This window comes from Spirillospora sp. NPDC047279, assembly GCF_040643285.1.
Classification (GTDB): Bacteria; Actinomycetota; Actinomycetes; order Streptosporangiales; family Streptosporangiaceae; genus Spirillospora.
The window spans coordinates 89,789-116,027 of record NZ_JBEYUA010000018.1; the positions used below are offsets into that span (position 1 = coordinate 89,789).

Here is a 26,239-nt window from a genome sequence, read left to right on the forward strand (position 1 = left end):
GCCACGCGGCGGCGCAGGGCTGCACGGTCATGGCTTCACCCCTGAAGGAGCCCTGATGAGGCGTCGTCTGCTCTTCTCGACGCTCGCGGTGGCGGTCGTGGCGATCCTCCTGCTCGGAATCCCCCTCGCGTACGCGACGCACAAGCTCATCTACGAGGAGGCCCAGCAGTCGCTGGAGCGTGAGGCCTCCTCGATCCTCGGCGGCGTGCTGTTCAGCATCGAGTCCAAGCAGCAGATCACCAGCGAGAAGATCGCGCAGGAGTACCACGGCCGGTACATCGTGGTCACGCTGCCCGACAACAAGGTGATCACCGCCGGCACCAAGCCGCCGGACGGCGCCACGCTGCTCACCGACTCGCGCGCCCAGTCCAGCGTGCACGTCCAGGTCTCGCAGGAGGCCTCGGAGGTCCAGGACGAGGCGTTGCGGCAGATGGTGCTGATCGGCGGCCTGGCCGCGCTCGGCGTCGCGGTCACCGTCGGCCTGGCCATGTTCCAGGCGCGCAAGCTGACGTTGCCGCTGATCGACCTGGCCGAGACCGCCGACCGGCTCGGGTCCGGCAACGCCAGGCCGCGGCGGCGGCGGTACGGGATCCCCGAGGTCGACAGCGTGGCCGAGGTCCTGGACCGCAGCGCGGTGCGCATCGCCGACCTGCTGGCGGCCAGCCGCGAGTTCGCCTCCGACGCCAGCCACCAGCTGCGCACGCCGCTGACCGCGCTGTCGATGCGGCTGGAGGAGATGATCGAGGCCGCCGACTACCCGGACGTCGTCCGGGAGGAGGGCGCGGCGGCCGTCGCCCAGACCGAACGGCTCGTCGCGGTCGTCGAGCAGCTCCTCGCGCGCGCCCGGCACGACCGCACCGGCGGCGCGGTGGCGATGCCGATCGACGACGTGATCGCCCAGCAGGTCGAGGAGTGGCGGCCGATCTTCCGGCGGGACGGCCGGGAGATCCGGATGACCGGCGACCGGGGCCTGATCGGCATGACCAACCCCGAGGGCCTCTCCCAGATCATCGCGACGCTGCTGGACAACTCGCTGGTGCACGGTGGCGGCACGGTGACGATCAACACCAAGCCGGGGTCGCAGTCGGTGGTGGTGGAGGTCGGCGACGAGGGTCCCGGCATCCCGGGCGACCTGGAGCCGCGGATCTTCGAACGCAGCGTCAGCAGCGGCAAGGGCACCGGCCTCGGGCTCTACCTGGCCCGGTCGCTCGCGGTGGTCGACGGCGGGCGGCTGGAGCTGATCTCGACCCGTCCCGCGATCTTCGGCGTCTTCCTGCGCCAGGCCGCCGACGCCGAGCTCGCCGAGCAGCGCGTCGTCATCGGCCCCACCTGACGGCCGGGCGGCACAGGCCCGGTGGTGCGGGCGGGCGGTACGGGCGGGCGGGCGGTGCGGGCGCGTCCCCGCAGGATCAGTGGCTCTGGGTGAACTCGGCCATGCCCTCGGGCTCGCGGGCGTCGATGGGGCGGTCGAGCGGGTGGCCGTGCAGCGGGTGCCCGTTCACCGGCTGGGAGCCGTTCGCGGCCTGGCCGTGGACCGGCCGGCCGTCGCCGGACGGGGCGGCCGCGTCGGTGGCGGCGTCGGGCAGTCCGGTCGACGGGTCGACGTGCGGCGAGGTCACCGGCAGGAACACCCACTTCTTGTACGACCAGAAGCGGAACAGCGTCGCCACGCCCGTTCCGACGATCAGGGCGGCGTTGTAGGGGATCGGGCCGGTGAGGTCCAGCACGTAGTGGGTGAACCCGATGAACAGCTGGGTGATCACCAGGCCGACGCCGTTGAGGGCGAAGAACAGCACGTACTCGCGGCCGATGCCGGTGCGGTCGCGGTGCCGGAACGTCCAGTAGCGGTTGGCCAGGTAGGCGAAGGTGGTCGCCACCACCGTGGCCAGCGCGTTGGAGGTGAGCGGGCCCATCCCGAAGCCCGACTCCGAGTGCAGTACGTTGCTCAGCCCGATCGTGATCACGAACGCGATGGCGCCGACGCTGCCGAACTTCATGAGTTCGTGCACAAGGTGCGCGAAACGGCGATAAAGGTTGGCGACGAGGCTCACGAAGGAAGATCCTTCCGTACTGCGACGGGTGCACGATGGCTGCGAAGGCACAACGAGGATAGACGCATGGTGCCCCCGAGACGCCAGAACATGAACGTTTCACACCACCTGGGTCATTCCCTGCCCACTGATCAGACGGTCACACCATGTCCGACGTTCCGCGCGCCCCGTTCGTTCACGGAAGGTTCACGGGACGGACGGAAGGCCCGGCCACGCCGGACGGGAGGCACGGTCACACCCGGCGGCCGATAGCCTTCTTCCGTGAGAGATCCAGCTCAGGGGCCCCAGGGCCCGCAGCGAAGCGAGGAACCCTGGGGAGGCCGCGGGGGTCTGGGGGGCGCCCCCCAGAAAGTAGGGCCGGTCGTGGGCATGGCGGGGGGCGGGCAGCTGGCCCGGATGGCCCAGCAGGCGGCGATCGGCCTCGGCGTGTCGCTGCGCGTGCTCGCCGGCTCCCCGGACGAGTCCGCCGCCAAGGTCGTCTCCGACGTCCGCATCGGCGACGACCGTTCCCTGGACGACCTGAGCGCCTTCGCCAAGGGCTGCGACGTCGTGACGTTCGACCACGAGCACGTCCCGGGCGACCACATCGAGGCACTGGAGGCCGCCGGGACGCCCTGCCGGCCCGGGGCGGCGGCCCTGCTGCACGCCCAGGACAAGCTGGTGATGCGGCAGCGGCTCAGCGAGCTCGGCGCCCCGTGCCCGCGTTTCGCACCAGTGCCGCCGAGCGCCCCGCTGGCCATGATCGAGTCGTTCGGCCTGGAGACGGGCTGGCCGGTGGTGCTGAAGGCCACCCGCGGCGGTTACGACGGCAAGGGCGTCTGGATCCTCGACGGCCTGACCGCCGAGACCGCGCGGCTGGTGGCGGACCTGCTCGATCAGGGGCTCCGCCTGATGCTGGAGGAGCACGTGCCGTTCCGGCGCGAGCTCGCCGCGCTGGTGGCCCGTTCCCCGCACGGCCAGGGCGCCGCGTACCCGATCGTGGAGACCGTCCAGGAGAACGGCATCTGCGTCGAGGTGCTCGCGCCCGCGCCCGGCCTGGACGAGGACCTCGCCGCCGAGGCCCAGCGGCTGGCCCTCGACATCGCCGACAAGCTCGGCGTCACCGGCCTGCTGGCCGTGGAGCTCTTCGAGGGCGAGCACGGCCTGCTGGTCAACGAGCTGGCGATGCGGCCGCACAACTCCGGCCACTGGACGATCGAGGGCTCCCGCACCTCGCAGTTCGAGCAGCACCTGCGCGCCGTGCTGGACCTGCCGCTCGGCGACACCCGCCCGACCGCGCCGTACGTGGTGATGGCGAACGTCCTGGGCGGCGACGACCCGGACGTCTACTCCCGCTACATCCACGTGATGGCCCACGACCCGGGCGTCAAGGTCAACATGTACGGCAAGGACGTGCGCCCCGGCCGCAAGATCGGCCACGTGACCGTGCTGGGCGACGACCTGGCCGACCTGCGCGAACGTGCCCGCCATGCCGCCGACTACCTGCGCTGGGGGCCGTCCGTCGACCGCAGCGGAGCAAGGCTCGACGGACGGCGCACTTGACGGGGGCCGGGGGGCTACCCCCCGGCCGGAACACAGCTTGAGGGGGGAGCCATGACGACGGCGCCGCTGGTCGGTGTGGTGATGGGCAGCGACTCGGACTGGCCGGTCATGAAGGCCGCCGCCGAGGCGCTGGCGGAGTTCGGCGTGCCGTACGAGGCGGACGTCGTCTCCGCCCACCGGATGCCGCACGACATGATGCGCTACGGCGAGGACGCCGCGGACCGCGGCCTCCGGGTGATCATCGCTGGCGCGGGCGGGGCGGCCCACCTGCCCGGCATGCTCGCCTCGGTCACCCCGCTGCCGGTCATCGGAGTCCCGGTGCCGCTGAAGTACCTGGACGGCATGGACTCGCTGCTGTCGATCGTCCAGATGCCCGCCGGGGTGCCGGTCGCCACCGTCGCGGTCGGTGCCGCCCGCAACGCGGGCCTGCTGGCCGTCCGCATCCTCGCGGCCTCCGACGAGGCCCTCCAGGCCAGGATGAAGACCTTCCAGCGGGACCTGTACGACCAGGCCAAGGCCAAGGGCGCCCGCCTCCGCGAGAACCTCTAGAGGCGCCCGCGGACGCCTCCAGAGATCGGCCCGGCCGGCCGGTCGTGCCCGGAGGCCGGGGATCGGCTCAGTTCCTGCGCAGAGCCCACTCCACGGCCGGGCAGCGGTCCATGACCACGTCCAGCCCGGCGTCCCGGGCTCGCTCGGCGGCGGCCTCGTCGATCACGTCGAGCGGCAGCCAGACGGCCTTGGCGCCCGCCGCGATCGCCTCGTCCACCACCGCGCCCGCGTGCTCGGTCCGCCGGTAGACGCCCACGACGTCGATCGGGCCTTCGCCGGCGGGGATGTCGGCCAGCGTCGCGTACCCCGGCTCGTCGAGGACCGTGCGCCCGGCCGGGTGGACCGGGATGATCCGCTTGCCGCGCTCCTGGAGGAGCCGTGCCTGGTTGAAGACCTCGCGGTCGGGGTTGTCGCCCAGACCCACGAACGCCCAGGTCTTGGTGTCGTTCAGGAGCCGCCGGATGACCGTCAGGTCCGCGTACGCATCAGCCATGTCCACGACAACAGCCCCGTCCACGTCAAGATTCCTCTTGAGGATCCGGCGGTGTGGAACGGACCGACAGCAGATCGCCCGGCTGGCATCCGAGCACCTCGCAGATCTTCGTCAGCGTGGTGAACCGGATGGCCTTGGCCCGCCCGTTCTTGAGGATCGAGAGGTTGACCGGGCGGGCGACGAGTGACCTTGAGCCGCATGAATCGGGTGGCGGTCCCCGGCCAGGGGCCCGGCTACGGGGCCTGCGGGCGTCCCAGCGCGCGGTAGTTCCAGCCGGCGGCCCGCCACTGCTCGGGATCGAGGGCGTTGCGGCCGTCCACGATGTTCTTCTCCGCCACGACCTCGCCGAGCGCCACCGGGTCCATGTCGCGGAACTCGGTCCACTCGGTCAGCAGCAGCACGACGTGCGCCCCCCGCGCCGCCTCCAGCGCCGACCCGCCGAACGTGAGGTCGGGCTGGGCGCGCCGCGCGTTCTCCATGGCCTGCGGGTCGTACACCGTGACCTTGGCGCCCTGACCCCGTATCGACGCGGCCACGTCGAGGGCGGGCGAGTCGCGGATGTCGTCGGAGTTGGGCTTGAACGCCGCCCCCAGCACGCCGACCGTGCGCCCGATGAACGAGCCGCCCAGCTGGTGCCGGGCCAGGTCGACCATGCGGATCCGGCGCCGGATGTTGATCTCGTCGACCTCCCGCAGGAAGGTCAGGGCCTGGTCGGCGCCCAGCTCACCGGCCCGCGCCATGAACGCCCGGATGTCCTTGGGCAGGCACCCGCCCCCGAAGCCCAGCCCGGGCCCGAGGAACTTGCCGCCGATCCGGTCGTCGTACGACAACGCCTCGGAGAGCTTGGTCACATCCGCGTGCGCCGCCTCGCAGACCTCCGCCATCGCGTTGATGAACGAGATCTTGGTGGCCAGGAAGGCGTTCGCGGACACCTTCACCAGCTCGCTCGTCGGGTAGTCCGCCACGATGAACGGCGTCCCCTCCGCCAGCATCGGCGCGTACACCTCGCGCAGCACCTTCTCCGCGTGCTCGGCGGCGCCCTGGTCGCCCGGCACCCCGACCACGATCCGGTCCGGGTGCAGCGTGTCCTGGACGGCGAACCCCTCCCGCAGGAACTCCGGGTTCCACGCCAGCACCGCGTCGCCGCCCGCCGGGGCGTGCCGCGCGAGGGTCGCGGCCAGCCGCGCCGCCGTCCCCACCGGAACCGTGGACTTCCCGACGACCAGGCAGGGCCGCTGGAGCCGCGGCGCCAGCGCCCCGACGGCCTCGTCCACGAACGTCAGGTCCGCCGCGTACTCGCCGATCTTCTGCGGCGTGCCGACGCACACGAAGTGCACGTCGCCGAACTCGGCGATCTCGTCATAGCTCGTCGTGAACCGCAACCGCCCGTTCTCGAGGTTCCGCCGCAACACGGGCTCGAGCCCCGGCTCGTAGAACGGCAGATCTCCGGCCGACAGCTTGTCGACCTTGTGTTTGTCGATGTCGAGACCAATGACCTCGAATCCCAGGTCCGCCATGCACGCGGCATGGGTGGCACCCAGGTACCCGGTTCCGATCACCGTGAGGCGGTGGGCCACGGTGTCTCCTCTCGACTTCTATGTCGCCAGGCCGGGCGCAAAGTACCGGCCGGTAGCATGCGTGTTATGAGTCCCGACTTTCCCACGTACGCTCCGTCCGAGGAGCACGAGCTCCTCCGTCAGACGGTCCGCGAGCTCGCCGATGCCAAGATCGCCCCGCATGCCGCGGAGGTCGACGAGGAGTCCCGCTTCCCGCAGGAGGCCCTGGACGCGCTGGTGCAGAACGAGCTGCACGCGGTGCACGTCCCGGAGACGTACGGGGGCGCCGGTGCCGACGCGCTGGCCACCGTGATCGTGATCGAGGAGGTCGCCCGCGCGTGCGCCTCCTCGTCGCTGATCCCGGCGGTCAACAAGCTCGGCACGGTGCCGGTTTTGCTGTCGGGCTCCGAAGAGCTGAAGAAAAAGTATCTGAATCCGGTGGCCAAGGGCGAGGCGATGTTCTCGTACGCCCTCTCCGAGGCCGAGGCGGGCTCCGACGCCGCCGGCATGAAGACCAAGGCCGTCCGTGACGGCGACCACTGGGTCCTCAACGGCGCCAAGATGTGGATCACCAACGCGGGCGAGTCGGAGTACTACACGGTGATGGCCGTCACCGATCCCACCGCGGGGGCTCGCGGGATCTCGGCCTTCGTCGTCGAGAAGTCCGACGAGGGCGTCTCCTTCGGTCCCAAGGAGAAGAAGCTCGGGATCAAGGGCTCGCCGACCCGCCAGGTCATCCTGGAGAACGTCCGCATCCCCGCGGACCGCATCATCGGCGAGGAGGGCACCGGCTTCAAGACCGCGCTCGCCACCCTCGACCACACCCGCATCACCATCGCCGCGCAGGCCCTCGGCGTCGCCCAGGGCGCCCTCGACTACGCCGTCGGCTACGTCAAGGAGCGCAAGCAGTTCGGCAAGGCCATCGGCGACTTCCAGGGCGTCCAGTTCATGCTGGCCGACATGGCCATGCGCCTCGAAGGCGCCCGCCAGCTCACCTACCACGCCGCCATCAAGTCCGAGCGCGCCATGCACGGCGAGAAGATCCCCGACCTGACCTTCGTCTCCTCGGCCTGCAAGTGCCTGGCCTCCGACGTGGCCATGGACGTCACCACCGACGCCGTCCAGCTCCTCGGCGGCTACGGCTACACCCGCGAGTTCCCCGTCGAACGCATGATGCGCGACGCCAAGATCACCCAGATCTACGAGGGAACCAACCAGATCCAGCGCATGGTCATCGCCCGCCAGCTCCTCAAGTAGGCCGCGTGACCTGCAACGACACGCCCCCGGTCAGCCCATGACCGAGGGCGTGCTCGTCCCCGGAACGCGAAGGTCAAGCGGCTGTGTTGCCTGACGAACGGCCCGGTGTCAGTGGCCTCGCCGATCAGAAATCCTCCGCCACGTCGTCAGTTCTGGTGGTCCCTCGCCACCTGCGGAAGGATTGACGACCATGACCGACGCCAGACCGCCAGGCGCCGACAAGGCCGCGTTCATCGCGGCTGCCCGCTCGAATGACACGGCACAGTTCGCGTTCATCACGGAGCGTTACCGGCGCGAGCTGCAGGTGCACTGCTACCGGATGCTCGCGAACTACGAGGACGCCCAGGACATGACGCAGGAGACGTTCCTGCGGGCGTGGAACAAGCGGGAGTCGTTCAAGGGCCACGCCGCGCTGCGGACCTGGCTGTACCGGATCGCGACGAACGCCTGCCTCGACTTCCTGGAGAAACGCAACGACCGCACGCCCGTGCCTGCCGAGCTGCCGGACGAGGGCTCGGAAGTGCGCTACCTGCAGCCCTACCCGGACCGGATGCTCCCGGAGGACCCGCAGGAATCGGTGGTGGCGCGGGAGACGATCGAGCTGGCGTTCATCGTCGCCGTCCAGCACCTGCCGCCGCGGCAGCGGGCGGTGTTCATCCTGCGCGACGTCCTCGGCTGGCCGGCGTCGAAGGCCGCCGACGCCCTCGAGCTGACCGTCGCGTCGGTGACCAGCGCACTGCAGCGGGCGCGCGTGACGATGCGCGAGCAGCTGCCCGACCGCCGCCTCGACTGGCGGAGCCCCGCCACGCACGAGCTGTCGAATGACGAGCGCGGCGTGGTGAAGGCGTACATCGACGCCCATGAGCGCAACGACCTCGACGGGCTGACGGCCCTGCTGCGCGACGACCTGCGCTTCGCGATGCTGCCCGAGCCGGGCACCTTGATCGTCACGGCCAAGGACGCGGTGGACGGCTGGGTCTCCGGTGGGCTCTTCCAGCGCGGCCACGACGACTGGCGCTGCCTCGCCACGACGGTCAACCGCATGCCCGCCGCCGTGCTGTACCTCCGCACCCCCGACGACCCGGAATACCGTTTGTTCGCCATCGCGGTCCTGCACATCGTCGACGGGAAGATCGCCGAGCTCACCGGGTTCGACGCCACCGACAAACCATGGCTGAGCCTGCCCGCGACAATGAGCACCCCGACCGGCTGAACGCCAACGCGGACACCCCCGCCCCGCCGGCGTCGCCGGCGGGGCATCTTCACGCCCGAAGGTGAGCACGCCAGGAAGGATTTCGACCTGGCCTTACGAGCCGAGCATCCGGCCCGTGCTCATCGCCTCGTCTCGTATCGGGTCAGCATCACGCCGCCGGGAAATGTCCGCGTCTCGACCAGGTTCAGGTGCACCCAGCCGTCCAGCGCGGTGAAGAACGGCGTGCCGCCGCCCACCAGGACCGGATAGGTGACGATCGCGTACTCGTCGATCAGCCCGGCCCGCATGGCCGCCGCGGCGAGTGTGGCACCGACGATGTCCATGGGGCCGCCGTCATCGGCCCTGAGCCGGGCGATCTCGGCGACCGCGTCGCCGGTGACCAGGCGGGTGTTCCAGTCGACCTTGTCGATCGTCGAGGAGAACACCACCTTCGGCATGTCCCGCCAGCGGCGTGCGAACTCGATCTCCGCCGGGGTAGCGCCGGGCTGCTGGTCGGCGGTCGGCCAGTGGGAGCTCATCGCCTCCCACAATTTGCGCCCGTACAGCGCCAGGCCCGTCGCGGCCACCCGGTCGGACCACCATTGGAACAGCTCGTCGCTCGACGACGAGTCCGGTCCCTCCCCACCACTCCAGCCGAGGTCGTCGCCGGGCGCGGCGATGTAGCCGTCCAGGGTCACGTTCATGCCGAAGATCAGTTTCCGCATCGTGCCAGCCTTCCGTGAGTCGATCTCACACGTACAGACGGGCGCGGCGCGAAAACCTCATCGGTTCCGCCGCGTTCGACGAGGATGGACGACCCTCGCGCAGGAATGACGGGGAGGGAAAGTGGGCGCCGGGTGCGGGTGATACCTGTGTGACCGCCATCCGCGCCATGGAAAGGCATCACATGACAGGGGATCCCCCGCCCCGCCCGGCCGAACGGTTCGACGAGGTCTTCGACGCCTACTTCGCGGAGATCCACCGGTACGCGGCCAAGCGGCTCGGGCAGGACGCCGCGGGCGACGTCGCGGCCCAGACGTTCCTGGAGGCGTTCCGCAACCGCCGGCGCTACGACCCCGAACGCGCGGGCGTGCGCACGTGGTTGTACGGCATCGCGACCAAGGTGATCGGCAAGCACCAGCGGGCCGAGACGCGCGCGCTGCGGGCACGCGCCAGGCTCGGGCCGGAACGTGTGGCCGAGGAGCACACCGAACGGGTCGACGCGCGGGTCAGCGCCGAGGGACTGCGGGGCGAGCTCGCCGGGGCCATCGCGGCCCTGCCGCGCGGGCAGCGCGACGTGCTGCTGCTCGTGGCCCTCGCCGACCTCAGCCACGACGAGGTCGCGGCGGCGCTGGGGATCTCCTACGGCACGGTCGGCTCCCGGCTGAACCGTGCCCGAACCACGCTGCGCAAGGCGCTGGGCGGGACCAATCCGACGCTCACTTTGGAGGAACAGCATGGATGAGGTCCGGATGGTCCGGGAGCGGTATCCCGAACCCGCCCCGCCCACGGCCCGCGAGATCGCCCACGCGAAGGCGCTGCTGAACGAGCCGCCGCGCAGGGTCCTGCCCCGCCTGGGGTGGGGGCTCGGCGGCGTGGTCGCGGCCGGTGCCGCGGCCACCGTGGCGATCTCGCTGATGGGCGGCGAGACGGCGACGACGACGCCTCCCGGCACGGTGAACCTGGACGCCCGGGGCGCCTTCCTCGCGGCGGCGGCCAACGCGGAACGGCAGCCGATCGGCGACTACTGGCACAGCGACGTGATCCAGGGCCAGTCCTACGTTCTGCGGCCGAAGACCGGGACCTACGCGATCAGCGGTTCGCTCACCGAGTCGTTCGGCTGGTGGGGCGCGAAGTCCGGGATGGGGGAGGGGTACTACGGCCGCGACCTCCCGGCCCACCCCCTGGACAGGGACCTGTGGCGCAAGGCCGGGTCGCCGTCGACCTTCCGCGTCTGGTCCGGGGACTCGTACAGCACCCATTCCACCAAGGTGACGAAGTGGCAGACCGACGGTCCGGAACGCGGCACCCACCCGCGCGGCGGCGGCAGGTTCCTGGACGGCCGCACGGTCGAGGACCTGTGGAAACTGCCGGCCGACCCGGCGAAGCTCGCCGCGCTCTTCCTGAACGCGGAGCAGATGTCGGCCGCGTCCGGCGCGCGGCCGGGGAAGGGGCCCGACGAGGTCCCCTCCGGCGTCCCGATCATGCGGGTGTCGTCGATCCTGGGGACGACGCCGCTGCCGCCGAAGGTCCGGGCCGGCCTGATGCGGGCCCTGGCCACCTGGCCGGGCGTCCACACGATCGGCCGGACGACCGACCCGCTGGGCCGCCAGGGCATCGCGCTGGCCGCGGGCGAACGGGCCACGACCGTCAAGGGCCAGGACGGCGGGCCCGCCGCCGACCGGGGCACCTACCGGTCCCGCGAGGTGATCGTCTTCGATGAACGGACCGGTGCGCTGCTGTCCCGGCAGGATGTGCTGACCCGGCCCGGCGGCCGGTACGCGGAGATGAAGCCGGGCTTCATCATCGAGTACTCCGCGGTCCGTTCGGCGGAGTGGACCGCGGTGAAGCCCGAGCCCCCGGCGAAGCTCCCGTTCGGCTGACGCACGGAACACCCGAGGGCGTCCTCCCGGTCACCGGGAGGACGCCCCGGGAAGCCCCTCCGGCGCCCGCGGAGCCCGTTCCAGCGGGGGCGTGTAGCCTCGCCAGGAGTTCGGATCTCCGAGGGTCAGGGGCGATGGTGACGAACCTGTTCGGTCTTTCGCAGGTCGAGGTGATCTCGCTGGCGCAGGACCTCCACTACCAGCTGCGGGACCCGCAGTCGGGCGGCGCCGTGGCCTCGGTGGCGCCGGTGGCCGTGGGCACGGTGCCGGAGGAGAAGAAGGAGAAGGGGCTCCGGCGTTTCCTGCGCGGGGCCAAGCCGTCCGGGCCGCTGCCTGGCGAGGGCGTCCACATCCCGCGCGTGACGTTCCGCGTGGCGGCCCAGGAGACGATCTTCTTCCTCGACCGGCCGGACAAGCTGCCCGGGCACGGCTTCATGCCCCACTACGCCGTGGTGGACGCCGGCGGCGGGGTCATCGGCTACACCAGCAACGATCACCGCCGGGCCCTGGACCCGCCGAGCGGGCCGGTCGACGACGAGGGGATGACCCTCATCAGCGGGCGCGGGGCGCTCCTCGACCGCGATCACCAGGTCGTGTGCGAGACGGTCGTGCGGGCGGCGATGAACCCCGGGGCCACGGGCGAGCCGGGAGTGCGGTTCGTGGGGCGGGACGGCGCGCCGCTGGCGCGGATGCGAGGCCACGACTCGACCCGGGTGGAGTTCGCCCCGCAGGCGCCGCAGCTGGTGCGGGCACTGGTCACCGCGCTGATGATCGCCGGACGGGTGGACGAGCGGCTGCAGGTGTCGATCCTGACGTCCGGATACAGCCCGCCCGCGCCGGTGGGGCAGGCGGGCGAGCCGTATCCGGGGTACGCGCAGGTGCACTCCTCCTACATGCGCTACCAGGAGGAGTTCATCGAGTGGTACAAGGCGGAGCAGAACCGGCGGGGACGCATCGCCTCCGCCGGCGCGAGCTGACCCGCGGCCTCCGCTCTACAGGTTCTTCTCCCACGGCGGGGCCTCGTCGTCCGGCTTCTTGGCGATGCTGCCGTCGGTCCGGTTGAAGATCGGCGTGTTGACGTTGTACTTGTCGCTGTACTGGTTCTTCTCGTCCCAGTTGCCCTCGTACTCGCCCTTGGAGCCGAGGGGCGCGCTCTCCACCCCGGCGTTGAACGACTTGTTCTTGAGGTTCTCGTTCTCGTCCCACTCGAGCTTGCCGCCGACGCTGCCGCTGCCCAGGCCGCCGGGAGTGGTGTACTTGCCCTTGGCCTCGACCTCCTGGCCCTGGACCTCACCATCCCTGATCTTGGCGTGGTAGCCGCCCTCGAACTCGGCCATGCCGCCGGGGGTGCTGCCCTTGATGCCGCCGCCGACGTTCCAGGTGTTGTCGATGCCCCGGTCGGCGTCGAAGTCGAGCTCGGTGATCGGCGTGATGCCCTGGCCCTTCACCCCGCGGTTGAGGAAGTTGAGGCCTGAGTTGACGCCCGCCTGGGCCAGGTTGGCCGCGGCGCCGGCCGCGCCGGTCGCCATGCCCTTCTCGAACGCGTCGAAGGCGTTGACCGCGCCGTTGTTCTCCTGGGAGTTGGCGGTCAGCGCGGCACCGCCGACCATGACCGCGGCCACGCCGACGCCGGTGACGCCCAGGATGGCGGTCGCCACCACGGTGATCTTCATGCCGACCGCGGCGAGCGTCTGGCACTGCGCGAAGATCGTCGCGCCCGCGGGGGCGCCGACGACCGTGGCGGTGGCGGCCAGCGCCGCGGCGGCCGCGATCGCGAGCGCGTCCAGGTAGACGGCCATGCCCATCGCGAAGACCGAGTACGTGAAGAGCGCCCAGGCGACGACCATGATCGAGATCTGGACGGCTTCGATGTAGCTGGCCAGGGCCTCCACCTGCTGGCCGAAGTCGACGACCTTGCTCTCGTAGAGCGGCCGGTCGTCCATGGTCCAGGCCTCGCCGGGGATGGCGTTGACCAGCTCGGTGATCTTCTGGGCCGCCTGGCTCAGTTCCTTCGCCGCGTCCGCCCAGTCCTGGGAGGCCTTCTCGAGCTTGGACGGCTTGCCGGTGGACTCCTTGTAGAGGAACGACACCATCAGGGCCGGCGGCAGCGTGATGGCCGCGCCCATGGCCATGGCGGTGGCGACCGACATGAGGCTCTCGGCCGTTCCGACGACCGAGCCGCCTGTAGCCCCCGCGAAGAGCGCGCCGGCCAGGCCGAGCCCGGCGGCGCCCGCGCCCTGCTTGACGCCCTTGGAGTGCGCGGCCGGGTTCGCCGTCGTCGTGCTTCCGCCCGTGCTGCCACCCGTGCTTCCGCCGGTGCTGCCACCGGTGCTTCCGCCGGTGCTGCCACCTGTGCTTCCGCCGGTGTTCCCGCCCGAACCCGTACCGCCTCCGGAGCCAGTACCCACTGCGTCTACCCTTTCGCTGTCGCCGACGAGGACGTGAACGGTCAGATGGTGCTGCTCTGCTCGGAATTGCGGTAGTTGATCGCCGACTGGTCGATCTTCTCCGCGAAGCCCTGGACCGTCTTCATGAGCATCTTGATGTCCTCGAAGGCGAACTGGATGGCCATCGGGTAGGCGCTTCCGGCCGCCACGCAGGCGATGCTGAAGTCGCCGCCCTCGAGGTTGTAGGTCCCGTCCTTGTTGAGCGTGTCACCGGCCTTCTTGACCATCGGGACCACGTCGCTCTTGAGGTCGTCCGCATGCTGGAGAATGCGCTGGGGATCTGCAGACTTGGGGGTCACGCGTCACCGCTTTCGGGGGGCGTCCGGAGGTCGTTCCGCCGGGGCCGTTGTGGCGCCCGGCATGTCCGTTTGCCGCGAGGATAGTAGATGAATGTCCCTAAAGGAGCGGCAGCAGACGTCCCGGGGTGATCGGGAGGTCACGGACGCGGACCCCCGTGGCGTGGTGGACGGCGTTGGCGACGGCCGCCGCGGCGCCGACGATGCCGATCTCGCCGATGCCCTTGGACCCCATCGGGTTGAGGTGCGGGTCCTCCTCGTCCAGCCAGACCGCCTCCACGTCGCGGACGTCGGCGTTGACGGGCACGTGGTACTGCGCGAGGTCGTGGTTGAGGTAGTCGCCGAACTCCTCGTCCATGGTGCTCTCCTCCATGAGCGCCATGCCGAGGCCCATCGTCATCCCGCCGATGAACTGCGAACGGGCGGTGACCGGGTTGATGATCCGGCCGGCCGCGAAGACGCCGAGCATGCGGGGGACCCGGATCTCGCCGGTGTCGATGTCGACCGCGACCTCGACGAACTGGGCGCCGAACGCGTGGCGGGCGTACTTCTCCTGCGCCTTGACCTCGTCCGCGGTGTCCGCCGAGGCCTCGACGCCCTCCGGCGGTACGGGGGAGTCGAGCGCCGGCAGGAGCGCCTCGCAGGCGCGGAAGACGGCGCTGCCCCAGCCCGCGGTGCCGGACGAGCCGCCGGCGACCGAGGCGCGCGGGAACGAGCTGTCGCCGATCTCGACGGTGATCCGCCCGGGATCGGTCTTGAGGGCGTCGGCGGCGATCATGGTGAGGGCGGTGCGGGCCCCGGTGCCGATGTCGGCGGCGGCGACGCGGATCACGAAGGTCCCGTCGGCCTCCGCGCGGGCGGTGGCCCTGTTGGGCGACCGGTACGCCGGATAGGTGGCCGAGGCGACGCCGGTGCCGATCAGCGTGCGGCCCTCGCGACGGGCGCACGGCATCGGGTCGCGGGACGCCCAGCCGAAACGTTCGGCGCCCTCGCGCAGGCAGGCGACCAGGTTGCGGCTGCTCCAGGGCAGCCCGCTCTCGGGCTCGCGCTCCGGCTCGTTGCGGACGCGCAGCTCGATCGGGTCGATGCCGGCGGTGACGGCGAGCTCGTCCATGGCCGACTCCAGCGCCCACATGCCCGGGGTCTCGCCCGGCGCCCGCATCCACGACGGCGACGGCACGTCGAGCCGGACGAGGCGGTGCGTGGTGCGGCGGTGCGGCGCCTGGTACATGACGCGGGTCACGGCCACGGTCTGCTCGGCGAACTCGCGAACGGTGGACGACTGCTCGACGGCCTCGTGGATGATCGAGGTGAGCCGGCCGTCGGCGTCGGCGCCGAGCCTGACCCGCTGGATCGTGGGGGTCCGGTAGCCGGTGGTCGCGAACATCTGCTGCCGGGTGAACGCCAGCTTGACCGGGCGTCCGGCCTCGCGGGCCAGCATCGAGGCGAGGACGACGTTGGGCCGCGGCGTGCCCTTGGAGCCGAAGCCGCCGCCCACGTGCGGCGAGACGACCCGCACCCGGTCCGGATCGAGGTCGAAGATCTCCGCGAGCGTCGCGTGGACGGTCGAGGCGCCCTGGTTGGAGTCGTAGACCGTCAGCCCGCCGTCGTCCCAGACCGCCAGGGTGGCGTGCGGCTCCATGGGGTTGTTGTGCTCGGCGGGCGTGGAGTAGGTCGCGTCGATCTGCACGGCCGCCCTGGTCAGGGCGGACTCCGGGTCGCCGATCGCGGACTCGGTCGGGAACGAGGCGTTGACCTCGTCCGGCATGTAGAGCCCGGGATGGTCGGGGCGAAGGCGGACGTCGGGCGAGCCCGAGGTGTAGCGGACCCGGACGAGCGCGGCGGCCTCCTGAGCCGCCTCCGGAGTCTCGGCCACCACCGCCGCCACGAGCTGGCCGCGGTAGGCGACGGTCCGCGACTGGAAGACCGCCAGCTCGCCGTCGTCGACCGGCCGGAGCTCCGGTGCGTTCTCGCAGGACAGGACGGTGAGGACGGACGGCAGCGCGAGGGCGGCGGCCGTGTCGACCGACTCGATCTCGCCCCGGCCGACCGTGGCCTGCACGGCCACCGCGTACGCGGCGCCCTCGACCGGGTGCTCGACCGCGTACCGCGCCGTGCCGGTGACCTTGTCACGGGCCTCCACCCGCTCGAGCCCGTTCATGATCCATCCCCCAGGCCGGACAACGTCCGCACGATCAGATTGGTCGCCAGCTGCACCTTGTAGCGGTTGCCGCGCAGCGGGTGCGCGTTCTCCATCTCGGCGTGCGCCGCCCGCAGGTAGCTCGTCTCGGTGGCCGGGGCGCCGCGCAGCGCCTCCTCGGCCCGCCGCGCCCGCCACGGCCGGTGGGCCACGCCGCCGAGGGCCACCCGGCAGCCGCGGATCGTGCCGTCCTCGACGTCCAGGGCGGCGGCGATCGAGACGAGGGCGAACGCGAACGAGGCGCGCTCGCGGACCTTGCGGTAGCGCGAGGGCATGCCGAGCGGCGGGACCTCCACGGCGGTGACCAGATCGCCCGGTTCGAGCGTGGTGTCGCGGGCCGGGTCGTCGCCGGGCAGCCGGTAGAAGTCGTTCAGCCGGATCACGCGTTCGCCCGCGCGGCCGCGGATCCGGACGGAGGCGTCCAGCGCCAGCAGCGCCACGGCCATGTCGGAGGGGTGGGTGGCCACGCAGTTGGCCGTGTGGCCCAGGATCGCGTGGTTGTGGTGCTCGCCGTCGCGCGCGGGGCAGCCGCTGCCGGGCTCGCGCTTGTTGCAGGGCTTGGTGACGTTCTGGAAGTACGAGCAGCGGGTGCGCTGGAGCAGGTTGCCGCCGACGGTCGCCTGGTTGCGGATCTGCCCGGACGCGCCGGACAGGACGGCCTGGGCGAGCGCCGGATGGTGCTCCCGGACGGCCCGGTCGGCGGCCAGGTCGCTGTTGCGCACCGCCGCGCCGATGACCAGGCCGCCGTCGCCGGTCGTCTCGATCCGGTCGAACGGGAGCCGGGTGACGTCGACGAGCCGCTCGGGGCGGGCCACCCCGAGGCGCATCAGGTCGACCAGGTTGGTGCCGCCGCCCAGGTAGTGGACGTCGCCGCCGGCGTGCAGGGCGAGGGCCTCGTCGGCCGTCTCCGCCCGTTCGTAGGTGAACGGCCTCATCCCGCGACCCCCTGCCGGGCGTCGGCCTCGTCGCGCCCGGCGACGCCTTGGCGGGCCGCGGCGTCCTGCACGGCCGCGACGATGTTGACGTACGCGCCGCAGCGGCAGATGTTGCCGCTCAGCCGCTCCCGGATCTCGTCCTCGTCCAGCTCGGGCTCCGCCGCGACGTCCGCCGTCACGACGCTCGGCCAGCCCCGTTCCGCCTCGTCCAGCAGCGCCGTGGCCGCGCACAGCTGGCCGGGCGTGCAGTAGCCGCACTGGAAGGCGTCCCGCTCGACGAAGGCGGCCTGGAGCGGGCTGAGCTCGCCGCCGTCCGCCAGGCCCTCCACCGTCACGATCTCGGCGCCGTCGTGGGCGACCGCGAGTGCCAGGCAGCCGTTGGCCCGCCGCCCGCCGACGATGATCGTGCAGGCTCCGCACTGCCCGTGGTCGCAGCCCTTCTTGGACCCGGTGAGGCCCAGGCGCTCGCGCAGCACGTCCAGCAGCGACGCGCGCGTGTCGACCGCGAGCCGGTGCTCGGTGCCGTTCACGACCAAGGTGATCTCGGCGGTCACGGGCGGATCGCCGGAGATGTTCACGCTGTCCATGCTGGGGCTCCTACCCCGGATCATCGGCTTGAGTCCGACTGAAGGATCTTCGTGACCCTGGGATTGACCTGCTGTTTCACCAACCTTCGCCGGCGGCTAGGAGTCCGCCCGCGCGGTGAGCGGCGCGGCGATGTCCTCCAGGCTCCGGCGCTCGGCCTTGACGCCCAGGACCGCCTCGACCAGGCCGGCCGCGATCATCAGGACCGCGCCGATGCAGAACGCCAGGGCGGTGTCGCCCGGGACCCCGGTGGCGACCAGGTTCGAGAAGAGGAGCGGGCCGCTGATGCCGCCCGCCGCCGTGCCGATCGCGTAGAAGAACGCGATGGCCATGGCCCGGGTCTCCATCGGGAAGATCTCACTGACGGTCAGGTAGGCCGAGCTGGCACCCGCCGAGGCGAAGAAGAGCACGGCGCACCAGCAGGCCGTGAGCGTCACCGCGGTCAGCGACCCGGCGTTGAACAGCCAGGCGGTGCCGAGCAGCAGCACGCCGGACAGGATGTAGCAGCCGCTGATCATGGGCTTGCGGCCGATCGAGTCGAACAGGCCCGCCAGCAGCAGCGGCCCGAGGAAGTTGCAGAACGCGATGACCGCGTAGAAGTAGCCGGTCTCGGTGTCGATCTCGAAGAACTTCTTCAGGATGTCGGCGTAGCCGAACGTGATCGCGTTGTAGAGGAACGCCTGCCCGACGAAGAGCGAGAAGCCGAGGATCGCGCGCTTGGGGTAGTGCCGCCAGAGGGTGCTCGCGATCTGGCCGAAGCCGATGCTCCTGCGCTGGTGGATGACCAGGTCGCGCTCGGCCTCGGGCAGGCCCTGCCCGGTCTCGCGCTCGACCTCCCGCTCCACGTCGCCGACCAGTTTCTCGGCCTCGTCGGTCCGGCCATGGATGATCATCCAGCGCGGGCTCTCCGGCACGTGCCGCCGGACGACCAGGATCAGCAGCCCGAGCACCACGCCCAGGCCGAACGCGACCCGCCAGCCGATGCCGACCGGGAGCATGGTGAGCACCGGCACGGTGAGCAGCGCGCCGCCCGCCGCGCCGAGCCAGTAGCTGCCGTTGATCAGGATGTCGACCCGGCCGCGGTGCCTGCTGGGGATCAGCTCGTCGATCGCCGAGTTGATCGCCGCGTACTCGCCGCCGATGCCGAGCCCGGTGATGAACCGGCAGAGGAAGAACCACCAGGGCGTCCAGGACAGCGCGGTCAGCGCCGTGCCGATCAGATAGACCGCCAGCGTGATCATGAAGAGCTTCTTGCGGCCGAACCGGTCGGTCAGCCAGCCGAAGAACAGCGCGCCCGCGCAGGAGCCCGCCACGTAGATCGCGGCGCCGAGCCCGGAGACCTGCTCGGCCGTGATGGGCAGGCCGCTGCCCTCTTTCGACAACTGCGGAGCGAGGTTGCCGACGATGGTGACCTCGAGCCCGTCCAGGATCCAGACGGTCCCCAGGCCGATGACGATCATGAGATGCCAGCGCGACCACGGCAGCCGGTCCAGCCTCGCCGGGATCTTCGTGCGCACCTTGCCGCCGCTCATCACCTCGGTCACGACACCGCTCCACGTTCGCTCAACGACGTTTGCACCGCTTTAACGTGGTCTTTTCAGCGCGGCTCAAACATCGCGGCCGTCAGCGGCGGGTCCCGTGATCGTGATGGCGGCCCGGTGCCCGGCCCGTCCGGGCGTACTCGCGCACGTACTCGCGCCGGTAGTCCCGGGCACTCGCCTGCGCCGCCCGGGAGGCGGCTCCGGCGGCCCGCCGGAGCCGGGCGCGGGCCTGCTGAAGAGCGTCGGCCTGCCGCGGCGCCAGGTGCCGCGCCGCGGGGCCGCGGGCACCCCGCCACTGCTCGCGGGCCCGCGCGCGGTGCTCGGCCCGCAGCTGGTCGGTGAGGCGGTCGAGGTGCGTGACGACCTCCCCGTACAGCGGCCACTGGTGATCGCTCACCGGCTTGCGGCGCAGCAGGACGAACAGCCGGTCGCGGAACCCGCGCGCGGAGGCCACGTGCTCTTCGAGCTCGCGCTCGGCGTCGGCGGGGTGCGCGTCGCGGCGCAGGTCCGAACGGGCGAGCCGGCCGAACGCCTCGATGCTGGCGGCCACCTCGGACAACGTCTCGGCGAGCCGTTCCCTGATCTCGTCGTCGCCGATGAGCTGCTCGCCGTCGCCGGCGTTCGCGCTGTCGGCCAGCGCGCGGGTGAGCCCGCGCAGGGAGAGCGTGAAGTGCTCCAGGGTCTCGACGGCGTTGCGCAGCGCCACGCCCGCGTCGATCAGCCGGCGGGCGCGCGGGTTGAGCCGCACGCTCTCCTCCGCCTCGGCCAGCGCGCGGTCCGTGCGCCCGATGTCGCGGTAGAGCGTCTGGGCGTCGGCCAGCCAGCGTTCGGCGTCCACCGCCCCCGGGTCGCGCCGCAGGTCGGCGGCCATGCCGGTGACCAGGGTGCGCAGCCGGCCGCTGAGGTCCTGGACGGCCTCCTCGGCGGGGCGCACCCGGATCGACGGCACCACCACGGTCGCCACCAGGCCAAGACCCGCGCCGATCAGGGTCTCCACCACCCGGTCGGTGGCGCCCGCGCCGGTCGCGGCGCCCAGCGCGTAGATCAGCATCGCGCTGATCGGCACCTCCAGCATGTGGTCGCCGAGCCGCAGCACCTGCCCGATCACCAGGGCGGCCAGGATGCTGAGGCCCAGGCTCCACCAGGAGAAGCCGACGAGACCGGCGAACAGCAGCGCGATCACCACGCCCGAGGTCACCGCGGCGACCCGGGCGATCCCGGACTTGATCGTCTCGTACACCGAATGCTGGACGACCAGCAGCGCGGTCAGCGGGGCGAGCAGCGGCGCCGGGCTCTCGGCCGGCAGGAGCCACAGGGCGAGCAGGTAGGCGCCGGTGGCCGTGAGCGCCAGCCGGGCGATCCGGTAGGCGGTCGACCGGGTCTCGGTGGCCACCTTCAGGCGCGCGCGGCCGGCGTCGGTCTGGAACGTGCGAAAGACCATAGACCTGTACCAATGCACGGGGCCGCCCCGGAGATTTCCGATCATGGCGGTCTTCGGGGGTGATCCGCGTCGCATCGGGCGGCGCGGGGTGAAGGCCGCCCCGCCCGAGTAGAACATTTGTTATCCGAATACCGTTTGGTATTTTCCGTCGCACAATTCGGGCGACGACATTTTCCGACATTTGACTACTGTGTCGAGCCGATCGGTGTAGCGTCCAAGACCTCTGCAACCCCATATTTTCCGGAGGAAACGGGTGATCGGCATTGACGGCTGCCTGGCCCGGATGATGGCGATTCCCGGAGCGCAGGGAGTGACATTGATCGACTGTGCGAGCGGTCTCGCGGTCGCCGCCGCGGGCCGCGAGGACCTGGTCGACCAGCATGAGGACGCCGCCGGATCCACCGACGTCGTGCGTGCCGTCCTGGCGAGCCCGGCACTGAGCGCGACCCGCACCGGGGACGACATCCAAGAGATCATTATTTGCGGCGCGAGCGGATATCACCTGCTGGCTCTGTTGAACGAGGATATTGACGGGCTGCTGTGCGTCCATTTGTGGCTGGACCGCGACAAAGGCAATCTTGCGCTCGCCCGGATGAGCGTCCAGTACCTCATGCGCGAAATGGTCGGTCAGTGACATGCCCACCTCGATTCCCCGCTTGCGCCTGCTGGAGCGCGACCACGCCAGCGGCGTCCTTCAGGTCGGAGAGGACGGCGCGCTCGAACTCGCGAACGGGATCGTCACGCACGCCGAGAGCCCGTACGCGCCCGCCCCCCAGAGGCTCGCCGGGTCGCCGGGCCCGGAGATGCTCGCGCTGATCGCCGTCGTCGACGCGGCCTACTTCCTGCTCGCCTCGCCCGCGGAGCCGCGGTTCCGGTCGGGCGACCGGCTCGCCCTGCCGATGCCGCCCTGCGAGCTCACCGTCTCCACGCTCGTCCACGAGTACGAGCGGCGCCGCACGCTCCTGAGCAGCCGCTGGCCGCACGGGCGGCTCGACCACGCGCCGGTCGTCCCCGTCCGGAGGCTCCGCCGCCAGCGGGTGATCCTCACCGGCCTCGAGGCGGAGATCCTGCTCAACGCCGACGAACGGCGCACGCCGGTCGACCTCGCCCACCACCTCGGCCGGCCCGTCTTCGCCTGCCTCCTCGCCGTCCACGACCTCGCCGCGGCCGGCCTGGTGGAGACCCGCCCGGAGGCCGTGCCCGCCGGTGCCCCCGGAGGGACCTACGAGGCCAGGGCGCTGCGCGAGGCCGCGTCGGTCGCCGCGGGCCACGCGGCGGGCGTGACGGCCACGACCCGGACGGTCGCGGCGGGAGCGGTCGTGGCGGGAGCGGCCACGACCCGGCCGGTCATGACGGGAGCGGGCACGACCGGAGCGGCCACGGGGGCCGAGCCGGCCGGGCCGCCCGGTCAGACCGGGCCGCCGGCCGCGGGGGAGGGGCTGGACGAGCTGCCGACGCGGCGGCGGCGCGGCGTGGAGGTGCCCGAGTGGGAGCCACCGGACCTGGCGCTCCTCGGCCGGCTGCGGACGGCGCTCGAGGAACTGACGTGAGACGGCCGAGGACTCTGATCGAAAGGTTGACGAAGGTGACGGTCACGGAGGCGCAGGTGGACCCGGAGGTGACGGCCGAGCTCATGGCACTGCGCGGACGGGGAGTGGGGATCACCGGGAGCCTGGTCGCCTCGTCCGACGGGATGGTCGTCGCGCACGACCTGCCGCCCGCGATCGAGCCCGCCGGGATGGCGGCGCTGACGGCCTCGGCGCTCTCGTTGTCGCACCGGCTCACCCAGACCGCGCACGGCGGGGCCTTCCACGAGGTGGTGATCAGGGGCGTGGACGGCTACGTGGTCATCTACTCCGCCGGGGTCACCGCGTCTCTCACCGTGCTGGCGGGCCCGGAAATCAACGTCGGCCGGCTCCACCTGGAGTCGCGGCCGGTCGCCCGAAGGATCGCAGAGATCCACCACCGAAACTGAAAGGAGCACGCATGTCCAACATGGAGCTCTCGCTCAAGGACATGATGGCCATCGACGGTTCCGTGGGAGCCGCGGTCGTCGACTACAACAGCGGTATGGCGCTGGGGCATCTCGGCAGTTCAAAAGCGCTCGACCTCCAGGTCGCCGCCGCCGGCAACACCGAGGTCGTCCGCGCCAAGATGCGCACCATGGAGCAGCTCGGGCTCAAGGACGACATCGAGGACATCCTGATCACCCTGTCCGGGCAGTACCACATCATCCGGCCGGTCACCGGCCGCAAGGGCAAGGGGCTGTTCCTCTACCTGGCGCTCGACCGCAACCGGGCCAACCTCGCGCTGGCCCGCCACAACCTCAAGGGCATCGAGGAGAACCTGGAGGTCTGAGCCCGCTCCTCCCGATCGTCTGTGGCGTCGTCCCTCTTCCCCGGGCCGGCGGCACAGGCCTGTCCGGGGCCGGGCGCGTCCGCCCGGGACCGGGCACGGCCGCCCGGGGCGCCCGGCCGGCGGCTACTTGCAGAGCTTGGACGTTGCGGTGCCGGTCTCCAGCGCGGGCGTGCCGGGCTTGGTCGTGACGGGCTTCTTGACCTTGACCTTCTCCGCGCCCCGCCAGTTCTGGCCGACCAGCACCTGGACGCGCGAGCCGAGCCCGTCGACCTGCTTGATCTTGGCGCCGGGGATGGCGGCGGCCAGGGTCCGCGCGGAGTCCCGGCGGCCCGGACCGTACTGGATCACCGTGCTCGCCAGGCCGCGGCGGGCGACCCCCTGGACGATGGTGGCGTTGAACCCGGCCGCCTCCAGGTCGCTGCCGGCCCGGCGGGCCAGTCCCGGCGTCCCGACCGCGTTGCGGACCAGCACCTCGATCTCGCCGGGCGCCACGGTCAGCGCGTTCCTGTCGACCGGAGCCGAGGTCGTGGGGGCCGGCTTGGGCGGCTCGGCCACCGGCTGGTCGCGCCTGATCTTCGAGAAGAGGTCGCGGGCGCGGTGCTGGTCCCACAACACCGTCGACTGCGGCGTGCCCGCGTTCCACAACATCGCGTTGTAGCCGGGGTTCGAGAGCGGGATCTTGGCGAACGTGAGGTTGTCGGTCGACAGGTCCTTCATCTGGTCGGCCAGCTTGGGCAGGTTCTTGGCCAGCTCCTCGTCGACCGTGAGCGACTTGAGCGAGGCGTTGAGGAACCTGGTCGACTTGACCGGGTCGCTCAGCGTCCTGCTGCTCAGCGCCTGCTTCATCATCGCCGACATGAACTGCTGCTGCCGGTCGATGCGGCCGAGGTCGCTGCCGCCCGTGAGCGAGTAGCGGGCGCGGGCGAAGCTCAGCGCCTTCATGCCGTCGAGATGCGACTTGCCCGCGGGCAGCCGCAGGCCGCTCTTGACGTCGTCGACCGGCTCCTCGGTGCACACGTCGACGCCGCCCAGCGCGTCCACCATGCTCACGAAGCCGTAGAAGTTGACCTCGATGAGGTGGTCGATGGAGACGTTGGTCGCCTGCTTGATCGTGTCGATCATGAGGTCGCGGCCGCCGAACTGGTAGGCCCAGGTGAGCTTGCCGTACCGGGCCGGGACCCGGCTGTCCTTGGCGCCCTCCATGCCGTTCGACCTGTGCGAGGGGATCATCACGTACGAGTCGCGGGGCAGGTTGACCACGGTGACGCGGTCGTGGTCGCGCGACACGTGCACCAGCAACATCGTGTCGCTGCGCTCGCCCTGCTCGTGGCCCAGCCGGGCGGCCTTCTGCTGGGCGCGGGTGAGGCCCTCGCGCCGGTCGACGCCCGCGACCAGGATGGTCATCGCGCCCTTGGGCGCGTCCTTGTCCTTGCCGAGGCCGCCGACCCTGACCTTGTCGATGGCGCCGGTCACGTAGTTCTGGAAACCCCAGGCGCCGCCCGCGGTGAGCAGCGTGAACGCCGACATGGTGCCGGTGATCATCAGGAAGCGGCGCTGGCGGCGGGCGCTCATCGCGGCGCGCGGGCTCAGCCCGGGGCCGGGCCGGCGCGGGCCGCGCGGCGTGTCGACGGTCACCCGGGGGGCGGGCACGCCGTCGACGGTGACGCCCTCGATGTCGTCGTCCGCCGCGTCGTCACCGCCGGGCACGCCGTCGCCGACGCCGTCCGGGCGCGGCCGGAAGTACCGCTCGAACGGATCGGCGTCCTTGTCCGAGCCCTTGCCGGCGTCGTGACCGTCAGCCATGCCGACCGCCGCCCCCTCCCGAGACCGATTGCGCGTCCGTCGCGACGCCTTTCTGACGAGCGTCGCCACCACCTTAAAGTGGGGAACACCCGTCCGTTCGCTACCTCGGACTCGTGTCCTTGGAGTAACGTGGCGCCGTCTTGACCTCCGCCCAGGCGGCCGCACCCTCTGACAGGGTGTCGTGAGCTGCGTCATGGACCGAGCCAGCCAGAGAGGAAGGGGCCTTCGGCCAGCCCGTACCGGCCCGAGAGCTTCGTATGAACCCGTCTCCCCACGCGCAGAGCCCGATGAACGGCGTCCAGCACATGACCCAAGACCGCACGTGGCCCGCGGTGTCGGTCGTGATGCCCGTGCTCAACGAAGAACGGCATCTGACCGACGCCGTCCGGCGCATCCTCACCCAGGAGTATCCCGGCGAGCTCGAGCTCGTGCTGGCCGTCGGGCCATGCCGGGACCGCACCGAGGAGATCGCCGGCAAGCTGGCCGCCGAGGACCCGCGCATCGTCGTGGTCCCCAACCCGACGGGGCGCACCCCGCAGGGTCTCAACATCGCGATCAAGGCCTCGCAGTACTCGATCATCGTCCGGGTGGACGGCCACTCGCTGCTGCCGCCCGACTACGTCGTGGCGGCCGTCGAGACGATGGAGGACACCGGCGCCGACAACGTGGGCGGCATCATGGCCGCCGAGGGCGTCACGCCGTTCGAGCAGGCCGTGGCCCGCGCGATGACCTCCAAGCTGGGCGTCGGCAACGCCCGTTTCCACACCGGCGGCGAGGCCGGCGAGGTCGAGACGGTCTACCTCGGCACGTTCAGGCGCAGCGCGCTGGAGCGGGTCGGCGGCTACGACGAGACGTTCGTGCGCGCCCAGGACTGGGAGATGAACCACCGCATCCGGCAGAGCGGGGGCAAGATCTTTTTTACCCCGCGGATGCGTGTCACCTACCGGCCCCGGCCGAGCCTGCGGGCCCTGGCCAAGCAGTACTTCCACACCGGGCGCTGGCGCCGGGTCGTCGGCCGCGAGCATCAGGGCACGCTCAACCTGCGCTATCTGGCCCCGCCGCTGGCGGTCGTGGCCATGACCGCGGGCATCGTGGCCGGGGCGTTCGGCGTCTGGCCCGGCTGGATCCTGCCCGGCGGGTACGCGCTGGCCATGGTCGCCGGTGCCGCCGTGGAGGGCCGCGGGCTGCCGTTCGCCGCGTGGATCCGGCTGCCGCTGGTGTTCGCCACCATGCACATCTCGTGGGGGGTGGGCTTCCTGACCAGCCCGCCCGGACTCGGCCAGCCGACGCCCGCCAAGCCCTGACGCCGTCGTTCGCCACGACCCCAAGCCACGGTCCAATTCAGACCAAACGGATGAACCGGGCTGGATAAAGCCACGTCTCAGCATTA

Annotated in this window: 25 protein-coding genes and 1 pseudogene; 13 read left to right on the forward strand and 13 right to left on the reverse strand. The window is 71.4% G+C overall.

The window, feature by feature from the left end; translation table 11 throughout:
• The first annotated feature begins 55 nt into the window (after positions 1-55).
• Complete coding sequence (locus ABZ810_RS37100; protein ID WP_358411333.1) at positions 56-1,333, forward strand: ATP-binding protein; 1,278 nt, start codon at positions 56-58, stop codon at positions 1,331-1,333.
• 76 nt (positions 1,334-1,409) lie between these two features.
• Here ABZ810_RS37100 and ABZ810_RS37105 read toward each other — a convergent pair whose 3' ends face one another.
• Positions 1,410-2,051 (reverse strand): GtrA family protein, encoded by a 642-nt coding sequence (locus ABZ810_RS37105; protein WP_358411335.1) that lies wholly within the window; start codon positions 2,049-2,051, stop codon positions 1,410-1,412.
• A 330-nt stretch (positions 2,052-2,381) separates the two neighbouring features.
• Here ABZ810_RS37105 and ABZ810_RS37110 point away from each other — a divergent pair, with 330 nt between their 5' ends.
• Positions 2,382-3,593: a 5-(carboxyamino)imidazole ribonucleotide synthase gene (locus ABZ810_RS37110; protein ID WP_358411525.1), complete on the forward strand. Its 1,212-nt coding sequence runs from the start codon at positions 2,382-2,384 to the stop codon at positions 3,591-3,593.
• Positions 3,594-3,644: 51 nt separating this feature from the next.
• Positions 3,645-4,142: a 5-(carboxyamino)imidazole ribonucleotide mutase gene (purE, locus tag ABZ810_RS37115; protein ID WP_358411336.1), complete on the forward strand. Its 498-nt coding sequence runs from the start codon at positions 3,645-3,647 to the stop codon at positions 4,140-4,142.
• A gap of 67 nt (positions 4,143-4,209) precedes the next feature.
• On the opposite strand, the gene ABZ810_RS37120 is transcribed toward purE, so the two are convergent.
• The 3 genes and pseudogenes from ABZ810_RS37120 to ABZ810_RS37130 form a co-directional block, all read right to left on the reverse strand.
• Positions 4,210-4,635: a CoA-binding protein gene (locus tag ABZ810_RS37120; protein ID WP_358411338.1), complete on the reverse strand. Its 426-nt coding sequence runs from the start codon at positions 4,633-4,635 to the stop codon at positions 4,210-4,212.
• A gap of 25 nt (positions 4,636-4,660) precedes the next feature.
• Positions 4,661-4,807, reverse strand: a pseudogene (locus tag ABZ810_RS37125) (helix-turn-helix domain-containing protein); the annotation flags it as partial.
• 61 nt (positions 4,808-4,868) lie between these two features.
• Positions 4,869-6,212 carry a UDP-glucose/GDP-mannose dehydrogenase family protein gene (locus ABZ810_RS37130; protein WP_358411340.1) on the reverse strand — a complete coding sequence of 448 codons (1,344 nt, stop codon included), beginning with the start codon at positions 6,210-6,212 and terminating at the stop codon, positions 4,869-4,871.
• Positions 6,213-6,278: 66 nt separating this feature from the next.
• Here ABZ810_RS37130 and ABZ810_RS37135 point away from each other — a divergent pair, with 66 nt between their 5' ends.
• Both ABZ810_RS37135 and ABZ810_RS37140 read left to right on the forward strand, forming a co-directional pair.
• Positions 6,279-7,448 (forward strand): acyl-CoA dehydrogenase, encoded by a 1,170-nt coding sequence (locus ABZ810_RS37135; RefSeq protein WP_358411342.1) that lies wholly within the window; start codon positions 6,279-6,281, stop codon positions 7,446-7,448.
• Positions 7,449-7,638: 190 nt separating this feature from the next.
• Entirely contained in the window at positions 7,639-8,661 is a 1,023-nt protein-coding gene (locus tag ABZ810_RS37140) for an RNA polymerase subunit sigma-70 (RefSeq protein ID WP_358411344.1), read from the forward strand.
• A gap of 119 nt (positions 8,662-8,780) precedes the next feature.
• Here ABZ810_RS37140 and ABZ810_RS37145 read toward each other — a convergent pair whose 3' ends face one another.
• A complete protein-coding gene (locus ABZ810_RS37145) occupies positions 8,781-9,365 on the reverse strand; it encodes a dihydrofolate reductase family protein (RefSeq protein ID WP_358411346.1) in 585 nt (194 codons plus the stop codon).
• A gap of 182 nt (positions 9,366-9,547) precedes the next feature.
• Here ABZ810_RS37145 and ABZ810_RS37150 point away from each other — a divergent pair, with 182 nt between their 5' ends.
• The 3 genes from ABZ810_RS37150 (at position 9,548) to ABZ810_RS37160 (ending at position 12,220) form a co-directional block, all read left to right on the forward strand.
• Positions 9,548-10,105 (forward strand): RNA polymerase sigma factor, encoded by a 558-nt coding sequence (locus tag ABZ810_RS37150; protein WP_358411347.1) that lies wholly within the window; start codon positions 9,548-9,550, stop codon positions 10,103-10,105.
• Positions 10,098-11,243 (forward strand): hypothetical protein, encoded by a 1,146-nt coding sequence (locus ABZ810_RS37155; protein ID WP_358411349.1) that lies wholly within the window; start codon positions 10,098-10,100, stop codon positions 11,241-11,243. The genes ABZ810_RS37150 and ABZ810_RS37155 overlap by 8 nt, the downstream gene beginning before the upstream one ends.
• Positions 11,244-11,377: 134 nt before the next feature.
• Complete coding sequence (locus ABZ810_RS37160; protein WP_358411351.1) at positions 11,378-12,220, forward strand: hypothetical protein; 843 nt, start codon at positions 11,378-11,380, stop codon at positions 12,218-12,220.
• Positions 12,221-12,235: 15 nt separating this feature from the next.
• Here the strand turns inward: ABZ810_RS37160 and ABZ810_RS37165 are convergent, their stop codons facing one another.
• From ABZ810_RS37165 to ABZ810_RS37195, 7 genes are all read right to left on the reverse strand, one after another.
• On the reverse strand, positions 12,236-13,651 hold the full coding sequence (locus tag ABZ810_RS37165) for a hypothetical protein (protein WP_358411353.1): 1,416 nt from the start codon (positions 13,649-13,651) through the stop codon (positions 12,236-12,238).
• Positions 13,652-13,692: 41 nt separating this feature from the next.
• Positions 13,693-13,989 (reverse strand): hypothetical protein, encoded by a 297-nt coding sequence (locus ABZ810_RS37170; RefSeq protein WP_358411355.1) that lies wholly within the window; start codon positions 13,987-13,989, stop codon positions 13,693-13,695.
• A gap of 97 nt (positions 13,990-14,086) precedes the next feature.
• Positions 14,087-16,147 (reverse strand): xanthine dehydrogenase family protein molybdopterin-binding subunit, encoded by a 2,061-nt coding sequence (locus ABZ810_RS37175; protein WP_358411357.1) that lies wholly within the window; start codon positions 16,145-16,147, stop codon positions 14,087-14,089.
• On the reverse strand, positions 16,144-17,121 hold the full coding sequence (locus ABZ810_RS37180; protein ID WP_358411359.1) for a xanthine dehydrogenase family protein subunit M: 978 nt from the start codon (positions 17,119-17,121) through the stop codon (positions 16,144-16,146). The genes ABZ810_RS37175 and ABZ810_RS37180 overlap by 4 nt, the downstream gene beginning before the upstream one ends.
• Positions 17,118-17,708 carry a 2Fe-2S iron-sulfur cluster-binding protein gene (locus tag ABZ810_RS37185; protein WP_358411361.1) on the reverse strand — a complete coding sequence of 197 codons (591 nt, stop codon included), beginning with the start codon at positions 17,706-17,708 and terminating at the stop codon, positions 17,118-17,120. Before ABZ810_RS37185 ends, ABZ810_RS37180 begins: the two co-directional genes overlap by 4 nt.
• 96 nt (positions 17,709-17,804) lie before the next feature.
• Positions 17,805-19,250 (reverse strand): MFS transporter, encoded by a 1,446-nt coding sequence (locus tag ABZ810_RS37190; RefSeq protein WP_358411363.1) that lies wholly within the window; start codon positions 19,248-19,250, stop codon positions 17,805-17,807.
• A gap of 79 nt (positions 19,251-19,329) precedes the next feature.
• Entirely contained in the window at positions 19,330-20,688 is a 1,359-nt protein-coding gene (locus tag ABZ810_RS37195; RefSeq protein ID WP_358411365.1) for an aromatic acid exporter family protein, read from the reverse strand.
• Positions 20,689-20,941: 253 nt separating this feature from the next.
• Between ABZ810_RS37195 and ABZ810_RS37200 the strand changes: the two genes are divergently transcribed.
• The 4 genes from ABZ810_RS37200 to ABZ810_RS37215 are packed head-to-tail and all read left to right on the forward strand — an operon-like array spanning position 20,942 to position 23,046.
• Positions 20,942-21,322, forward strand: a complete 381-nt coding sequence (locus ABZ810_RS37200) for a hypothetical protein (RefSeq protein WP_358411367.1) — start codon at positions 20,942-20,944, stop codon at positions 21,320-21,322.
• 22 nt (positions 21,323-21,344) lie between these two features.
• On the forward strand, positions 21,345-22,238 hold the full coding sequence (locus tag ABZ810_RS37205) for a hypothetical protein (RefSeq protein WP_358411369.1): 894 nt from the start codon (positions 21,345-21,347) through the stop codon (positions 22,236-22,238).
• A 35-nt stretch (positions 22,239-22,273) separates the two neighbouring features.
• The gene (locus ABZ810_RS37210) at positions 22,274-22,663 is read left to right on the forward strand and encodes a roadblock/LC7 domain-containing protein (RefSeq protein WP_358411371.1); all 390 of its coding nucleotides are present in this window, start codon (positions 22,274-22,276) and stop codon (positions 22,661-22,663) included.
• Between the two features lie 11 nt (positions 22,664-22,674).
• Positions 22,675-23,046 (forward strand): hypothetical protein, encoded by a 372-nt coding sequence (locus tag ABZ810_RS37215; RefSeq protein WP_358411373.1) that lies wholly within the window; start codon positions 22,675-22,677, stop codon positions 23,044-23,046.
• A gap of 123 nt (positions 23,047-23,169) precedes the next feature.
• On the opposite strand, the gene ABZ810_RS37220 is transcribed toward ABZ810_RS37215, so the two are convergent.
• On the reverse strand, positions 23,170-24,849 hold the full coding sequence (locus ABZ810_RS37220) for an LCP family protein (protein WP_358411375.1): 1,680 nt from the start codon (positions 24,847-24,849) through the stop codon (positions 23,170-23,172).
• Between the two features lie 305 nt (positions 24,850-25,154).
• Here ABZ810_RS37220 and ABZ810_RS37225 point away from each other — a divergent pair, with 305 nt between their 5' ends.
• On the forward strand, positions 25,155-26,153 hold the full coding sequence (locus tag ABZ810_RS37225) for a glycosyltransferase family 2 protein (protein ID WP_358411527.1): 999 nt from the start codon (positions 25,155-25,157) through the stop codon (positions 26,151-26,153).
• The last annotated feature ends 86 nt before the right edge of the window (positions 26,154-26,239 follow it).

Excerpts from the sequence above, each read along its gene's own strand:
- ABZ810_RS37150 (WP_358411347.1), top strand. The coding sequence starts at position 9,548 with ATGACAGGGGATCCCCCGCCCCGCCCGGCCGAACGGTTCGACGAGGTC.
- ABZ810_RS37160 (WP_358411351.1), top strand. The coding sequence starts at position 11,378 with ATGGTGACGAACCTGTTCGGTCTTTCGCAGGTCGAGGTGATCTCGCTG.
- ABZ810_RS37135 (WP_358411342.1), top strand. The coding sequence starts at position 6,279 with ATGAGTCCCGACTTTCCCACGTACGCTCCGTCCGAGGAGCACGAGCTC.
- ABZ810_RS37215 (WP_358411373.1), top strand. The coding sequence starts at position 22,675 with ATGTCCAACATGGAGCTCTCGCTCAAGGACATGATGGCCATCGACGGT.
- ABZ810_RS37185 (WP_358411361.1), bottom strand. The coding sequence starts at position 17,708 with ATGGACAGCGTGAACATCTCCGGCGATCCGCCCGTGACCGCCGAGATC.
- ABZ810_RS37120 (WP_358411338.1), bottom strand. The coding sequence starts at position 4,635 with ATGGCTGATGCGTACGCGGACCTGACGGTCATCCGGCGGCTCCTGAAC.
- ABZ810_RS37220 (WP_358411375.1), bottom strand. The coding sequence starts at position 24,849 with ATGGCTGACGGTCACGACGCCGGCAAGGGCTCGGACAAGGACGCCGAT.
- ABZ810_RS37180 (WP_358411359.1), bottom strand. The coding sequence starts at position 17,121 with ATGAGGCCGTTCACCTACGAACGGGCGGAGACGGCCGACGAGGCCCTC.
- ABZ810_RS37100 (WP_358411333.1), top strand. The coding sequence starts at position 56 with ATGAGGCGTCGTCTGCTCTTCTCGACGCTCGCGGTGGCGGTCGTGGCG.
- ABZ810_RS37175 (WP_358411357.1), bottom strand. The coding sequence starts at position 16,147 with ATGAACGGGCTCGAGCGGGTGGAGGCCCGTGACAAGGTCACCGGCACG.
- ABZ810_RS37195 (WP_358411365.1), bottom strand. The coding sequence starts at position 20,688 with ATGGTCTTTCGCACGTTCCAGACCGACGCCGGCCGCGCGCGCCTGAAG.
- ABZ810_RS37155 (WP_358411349.1), top strand. The coding sequence starts at position 10,098 with ATGGATGAGGTCCGGATGGTCCGGGAGCGGTATCCCGAACCCGCCCCG.
- ABZ810_RS37145 (WP_358411346.1), bottom strand. The coding sequence starts at position 9,365 with ATGCGGAAACTGATCTTCGGCATGAACGTGACCCTGGACGGCTACATC.
- ABZ810_RS37140 (WP_358411344.1), top strand. The coding sequence starts at position 7,639 with ATGACCGACGCCAGACCGCCAGGCGCCGACAAGGCCGCGTTCATCGCG.
- purE (WP_358411336.1), top strand. The coding sequence starts at position 3,645 with ATGACGACGGCGCCGCTGGTCGGTGTGGTGATGGGCAGCGACTCGGAC.
- ABZ810_RS37225 (WP_358411527.1), top strand. The coding sequence starts at position 25,155 with ATGACCCAAGACCGCACGTGGCCCGCGGTGTCGGTCGTGATGCCCGTG.